Below are 5,785 nucleotides of genomic sequence, written 5' to 3' on the forward strand. Positions count from 1 at the left end.
GTTGTAGCAAATACGCGAAATGAACAGAACATATATTAAAACCATAGTTTTCGGAATTTTAATTCTGACCTTTACGAATTGTAAAGCGCAAACTGACGAAAAGCCAAATCCAAAAATCAACTCGGAAAATTACTATGAATATTATCAATCTGGTGGAACAAAATCGACCACGACGGATTGGTTGCGAAGACACGAAGCAGTTCCAATCATTATTGACGAATTGGAAAAACTTGGATTCAAAACCAAGCAATATATCCTTTACGAATTAGAAGATGGAGGACAAATAATACTTGACGTTTACAATCGTGAAAATGATTTAGGAATTGTTTTCAATACTGGACATTTTGCTTTTATCAAAAAAGAACAACGAAACACTCGGACTTACAAACAAGATAAATTTAAAATCTCTGGTAGTTTAGGAAAAAGAAAAGTTTATGAGGCCTTACCTAAAAACATCATTGTTTTACAAGAAACTTGGTATTGGTATCAAACACAGAGCAGTTCGAATGACAAACTTGTGAATAAAAAAACAGCGGAATTTATTCTGCGAGAAGATATAAGAAAAAAAGTAGCGGAACTTGAAAAGTAAAAGTACTTGCTACAACAACGTATATAAAAAATAGCGGTTTAATCGCTTAATCAAAACAAAATGAATAAATTAAAGGTCAGTTATAATCCGAAATGTTAGTGTATAAAATCCGCTACTTTTCATATACAAGACCGTTAGGCACAAGCTAAAAAATGAAACCGATACTTCCATTCATAATCATTCTGACTTTATTGTCTTGTAACAATTCGGAACAGAAGAAAGAGAAAACAGACTCTTCGACTTCCGAAAGTTCTCAAGACACAGTTTTGGTCAAAATTGAAAATGAACTCAACAAGTCCTACGAAGTTGGATTCTATTCAAAATCATACACCTACTGTTGGACAATTGGACAAGACACTTTAGACCTCAAAATTGGAGTGACAGAGTACGAGCGGGACAATTCAATTCAAATAAGTGCATTCAATAAAAAACCTATTTTATTAGCGACAGTCCTAAACAAGATTAATGAATGCCTTCCCATAATTCAAGAAGACTTTGACACCGAGAATTTACGCTCACTATATTTTCCCAGACCGCCAATATTTTACAAGGACTTGACAACTAAACTCTCGAAAGACTATGAATCTCAATTTGGACAGGAAAATATCAGCTATAAAAAACTTAATGAATTTCTAATGAACTCGTGGCTTGAAAAACAAATCGGAGCGTTTCTCGACCAATTTGGCAAAACCACAAGAAGATATGGCATTGAAAAATTTCATTTACTCGACAAAGAGTATTACGAAGAGTATATTCCAAATGCGGACTTAAATGAATATCCCGAATTTTCGATTCATGGAATGGGAATTTCGGTGATTATTAAAGAGTAAAGAAAAGCCAGTGCCTAACAGCGCATAACAAAAATGGCGAGATTTGAGGCTGAAACGGGAGTTTTGCGTATTTTTATAAACGTAAAACCTTAACCGAAAAAATTGCGCATTTTAAGTCGCCACTTTCGTTATGCGCAAACCGTTGGCAACAATTTGAGAAATGACGAAATACATTCAAATTTTTATAATTTTTTTGACATTATCTGCTTGCGGACAAAATGCGACTGAAATGAAAACACCTGAAAATGCGAATGAAAAGTTTGCGGAATTTATTGCAAAGAAAAAGTTCGTAGAAGAAAATTTTTATCCTGGAATTGCGGACGAAAAAATGCGACCAATTTTTACGGAAAAAATAAACCAAATCGCAACGGATTTTAAAACTGTTGCGGAATCGGAAAAACCAACTGACAAAAACTATCAAGAAAAAATCGGAATTGGACTTTCAAGATTTGCGAATGTTTATCTGGAATTAGATACGGAAGACCGAGAAAGGGTTTGCACATACATTGAGGAATTAATGGACATTGTGGAATTGGCAAGTTCAAATGGACAATTAAATAAATTTATGTACGGATTTGACCCGAACGAATTGATAAAAGAAAAATAAAAACTGTTGCCAACACCGTGTAAAAATAATTGCTTGGTTCTCGCCTACTTGGAAAATCCTGCGGATTTTCCACAGGCTCGGTAAATGTTTACTATTTTAGATGNNCGCCTACTTGGAAAATCCTGCGGATTTTCCACAGGCTCGGTAAATGTTTACTATTTTAGATGCTTGCCACGCAACTATTCTTACACATAAACGTTACCTGCAAGCTGAACAAACCATCGTGAAACAAATAGACTTCATATCTGAATTAGAATTTTTATCTACTGAACAAGGTGGACGAAAAGGATACGCAAGTTCTGGTTATCGACCACATATTGAATTTGACAATTACCCAGAATATTTAACTTCAGGAAACCAGACTTATATTGGAAAAGAAAAAGTTGAACCTGGAGAAAAAGTAAAAGCAGAAATTGCAATTTTAGGAACTGAATACTTTACAAAACGATTATATGAAAATATGGAATTCAAATTTTGCGAAGGAAGTCGCACTATTGGTTTCGGAAAAATAATCGAGATTATAAATACTGACTTACAATGCGAATCTGATATTGACCAAAAGATAATAAATCTGAATTTATATCCAACTGACATAAAAAATAGACTTGAATCTGATTATGGGAATAACTCTGGAGAAGCTAAAAGAAGTATCCAAGAATTAATAATTTCCAACAAGGATTTTAGAAGTCAAAGAATAATTCGAGCATTAATATTTGCAGGAAATAAGGACATTGTTCATCTGAAAAAAATGATTGAATTAACACGAACTGATTGGAGAGATTTACTGATGAACGCAGAATATGAATATCCCGAAAAAAGAGTTCGTGATTTTAATAACGAATTCGGAAAAGAAAAAATAAAATGAACTACAACTTTACAAAATTCGATAATAAAGAATATTATAAAAACAGCACGACTTCCGAAGTCAAGTCTTTGGTCTACAAAATTCGGAATCAAGCATCTGATTCACCATTTGTGAATTTTGACATCAGCGAGTTAATTTTAGCTCATTTGCCATTATCCAAAATGAAATATAACGAAAGTGGATTGAAAGAAACAATTTTTAATGCAACTTGGTATTTTAGGAAAGGGAATGAAGAAAAAATATTTGACATTATAACTGAAAAGTTAAAAGCCAGCAGGTAACACCGTGTATAATTAATTGCTGGTTTTAGCCTACTTACGAAAGTCCTCGCGGACTTTCTATCTGTGATTTATTTGCTAACTTTAGTGCTTAAAACACGCAACTAATCATACACAAACACGTTGGCTGTAAGCTGAAAAAACCGATGAATTATAAAAATCTAATATTAATAATAACTTTCTTAACCATTGGAATTACTATTGGTCAAAACCAGGGCGAAGAAAATATTAATCCTAGATACTTATATGGCAACTATTCAAAAGCATGGGAAATCAATAAAACTGAACCCAATGGTAGAATCATAATGACTAAAAGACTGGAATATACTAGGGAATACCAAGACCTAGTTACAATATTTCACTATAACGGTGGACTCAAAACTGGATATCCAATAAACTCTGAAAAACACGATGGTCAAACAACACCAAAATTGGGCACGTGGAAAATTGACCCAAATAATCGGACTTTAACAACCGATCCTGCATTGGGTGTTTTTGGAAAAAGATTTCTTATTTTAGAATTAAATCCTGACCGATTAATATTGATGAAATTAGATAAAGATTAAAGCCTACAGCCAACACCGTGTAAAAATAATTGCTTGGTTCTCGCCTACTTGGAAAATCCTGCGGATTTTCCACAGGCTCGGTAAATGTTTACTATTTTAGATGCTTGCCACCGCAACTATTCTTACACATAAACGTTGGCAACAATATCCGAACGAAACGCAAAACGAATGGAAAAGAAATTAAAACAAAGTATTCTGACTTCATATCTGATTGGAGCACCAATCGGAATTTTGACTGTAATTGCGACTATTTGGATTCCATTATTATTAACTGGAGAAGGACTTTTGACAATGGTAATAATTGGAACATATGGAATATCTACAATCGGACTTGTAGTTGCGTTTCTGATTGCTCTTTGGATTGGTGGAAAATTAGCCTATAAGAATATCAAAAAGGGAAAATCATTACTTCTGACTTCTTTTAAATACTCAACTGTTGTGAATTTAATAATCTGGACAACTTTTTGTCTGATTGTCGGTATAACTGTTGCGGAGGAAAAATTTCTGATGATGATTCCACCGATAATCGCTTTTGTTGTTTGTACGATTCTGACAACATTTACAATCGGACTTTTGATTTCATATGTAATTAGACGAATAAATAATAAACCGACTGAATTAAAAAATACTGTTGCCAACACCGTATAAAATTAATTGCTGGTGCAAGCCTACTTACGAAAATCCTCGCGGATTTTCTATTCGGTTTGTATTTGCTAAATTAGGTGCTTAAACCACGCAACTAATCTTATACAAGACCGTTGGCAACAAGCTAAAAAATGAAGTTCCTAAAGAAAAATAGAACAAAAAACTGGATAATTAAACTATTCAAACTGACTGACCAAAATTCAGCAGAAACGTTTGAAATGGAATCTAAAATTCTTTTCTGTATTGAACGAATTGAACAATTAACGGAACTTAAAGCAAAAACTTTTGACATTAATTATCAATCAATCTATAAAACCAAAAGCGGATTTGAAAAAGCATTAAAATCTAATAAAGAACTGGTTTATTGCTTTGTCGATTTCGATTCTGAAAAAACCGAAACATATTTCTCAATCAGCAACCAAATGCTGAATCTAAATGAAAAACCTGAAAAAGATACAATTGACTTTTCTCTTCAAATAAGCACAAAATATTGCGATAGAGATTCAATTTTAGAATTAAATAGAGTTATAATAAACGAATTAGATTTTGATTATGGATATATAACACAATTAGACTCGAATTATGACTCTGGAACTGAAAGAAAAATTAAAAAAGGATTATTTTCAACTTCAGTCAATATTTTAGAAAAAGACCATATTTGGACTTTAACTAAAATCAATATTTTAAACGGAACATTAAAGAATTTATATCCAATAAACTATTTGAACAAATCACATTTATCGAATTCAGAACAAAAGAAAATTATATCGGAATTTGGAAATTTAAGTGAAGTCAATAATCGGATTTACATATGGAATTTAACTGATTACGAAATAGAGAAACTAAAAAAGACAAAACGAACTGAATTGAAATTAGTTGAATAAAATAAAAGCCAGTTGCCAACACTGTGTAAAAATAATTGCTGGTTCTCGCCTACTTGGAAATTCCTGCGGAATTTCCACAGGCTCGGTCAATATTTACTATTTTAGGTGTTTATCCCACGCAACTATTCTTACACCAAACGTTGTGTACAAGCTGAATATCGCAGAAATCACCACCAGGTTTTTCAAAAAATTTTTTTGGTTTTTTAAGGCAAAAATAAAACTGGTTTGCCGAGCTACTTTCCCAACGGAATCTACTCGAACGGAATCATAACAGATAAAAATAAAACCAATTAGATCGAAACATTCCCAACGGACTTTACTCGGACGGAATCGTTGCGGATAAAAAAACAAACCAATCAGATCGGAATCGTTGCGAATAAATAATAAAACCAATCTGAACGGAACATTCACAGCAGACTTTACTCGAGCGGAATCGTTGCGGATAAAAAATTAAACCAATCAAGATGGAACATTCTCGTAGAAAATCACTCGGACGGATAATGAAAAGCCTGTACACAACA

General features: G+C 33.0%; 8 protein-coding genes. All 8 read left to right on the top strand.

Translation table 11 applies throughout. The annotated features are described in order from the left end of the window. Window positions 1-19 precede the first annotated feature (19 nt). The 8 genes from MWU32_RS05300 (at window position 20) to MWU32_RS05335 (ending at window position 5,264) form a co-directional block, all read left to right on the top strand. Window positions 20-589 carry a hypothetical protein gene (locus MWU32_RS05300; protein WP_246938313.1) on the top strand — a complete coding sequence of 190 codons (570 nt, stop codon included), beginning with the start codon at window positions 20-22 and terminating at the stop codon, window positions 587-589. Between the two features lie 152 nt (window positions 590-741). Then, a complete protein-coding gene (locus tag MWU32_RS05305; RefSeq protein WP_246938314.1) occupies window positions 742-1,419 on the top strand; it encodes a hypothetical protein in 678 nt (225 codons plus the stop codon). A gap of 160 nt (window positions 1,420-1,579) precedes the next feature. Next, window positions 1,580-2,026, top strand: a complete 447-nt coding sequence (locus MWU32_RS05310) for a DUF4844 domain-containing protein (RefSeq protein ID WP_246938315.1) — start codon at window positions 1,580-1,582, stop codon at window positions 2,024-2,026. A gap of 223 nt (window positions 2,027-2,249) precedes the next feature. After that, a complete protein-coding gene (locus MWU32_RS05315; protein ID WP_246938316.1) occupies window positions 2,250-2,891 on the top strand; it encodes an elongation factor Tu in 642 nt (213 codons plus the stop codon). Continuing rightward, entirely contained in the window at window positions 2,888-3,172 is a 285-nt protein-coding gene (locus tag MWU32_RS05320) for a hypothetical protein (RefSeq protein ID WP_246938317.1), read from the top strand. Before MWU32_RS05315 ends, MWU32_RS05320 begins: the two co-directional genes overlap by 4 nt. A gap of 143 nt (window positions 3,173-3,315) precedes the next feature. Then, on the top strand, window positions 3,316-3,735 hold the full coding sequence (locus MWU32_RS05325; RefSeq protein ID WP_246938318.1) for a hypothetical protein: 420 nt from the start codon (window positions 3,316-3,318) through the stop codon (window positions 3,733-3,735). 168 nt (window positions 3,736-3,903) lie between these two features. Next, window positions 3,904-4,383: a hypothetical protein gene (locus MWU32_RS05330; protein WP_246938319.1), complete on the top strand. Its 480-nt coding sequence runs from the start codon at window positions 3,904-3,906 to the stop codon at window positions 4,381-4,383. 128 nt (window positions 4,384-4,511) lie between these two features. Beyond that, window positions 4,512-5,264 (top strand): hypothetical protein, encoded by a 753-nt coding sequence (locus MWU32_RS05335; RefSeq protein ID WP_246938320.1) that lies wholly within the window; start codon window positions 4,512-4,514, stop codon window positions 5,262-5,264. Window positions 5,265-5,785 lie beyond the last annotated feature (521 nt).

It is taken from the genome of Gelidibacter sp. F63206, assembly GCF_023015735.1.